Origin of the sequence: Vibrio sp. HI00D65 (genome assembly GCF_001635455.1) — a bacterium.
In the GTDB taxonomy this organism is placed as follows: Bacteria; Pseudomonadota; Gammaproteobacteria; order Enterobacterales; family Vibrionaceae; genus Vibrio.
Window position 1 is genome coordinate 1 of sequence record NZ_LWEH01000475.1, and the last position, 398, is coordinate 398.

Here is a 398-nt window from a genome sequence, read left to right on the forward strand (position 1 = left end):
CACCATATCGCCCGGTTATGATTGTTATAAATACCCAATCTAGCCAATCAGTAACAGGTACTGACTGGGCTTTACCACGTGTGGGCACAGAAAAGTCGACTCCCTGATAGGTAAACGCCACAATGCCCCCTTCCGGTTCTGAAAGCACGCGCTGCCATTGAATTAGGTACTGCTGGGCCGTTCTCAAATGTTCAGCCACCGCTTGTTCCGAAACCGAGGGCAAATGATGGCCAATAAAGAATAGTTTTTTTAGGTCTTCATATCCCGATTTAAATCCAAACCAATTGTGCCCTTCATCATCCAGAGCATCTTGGTTCATCTCAAGAAAGTTGGATAACGTTACGTCATACAGTCGCTGCTCTCCTGCCAAATTACTCACGTGTGTCTTTACTGCCTTT

Annotated in this window: 1 pseudogene; it reads right to left on the reverse strand. The window is 46.0% G+C overall.

Annotation, left to right across the window (positions count from 1 at the left end):
* Positions 1 to 379, reverse strand: a pseudogene (locus A3712_RS22900) (hypothetical protein); the annotation flags it as partial.
* Positions 380 to 398 lie beyond the last annotated feature (19 nt).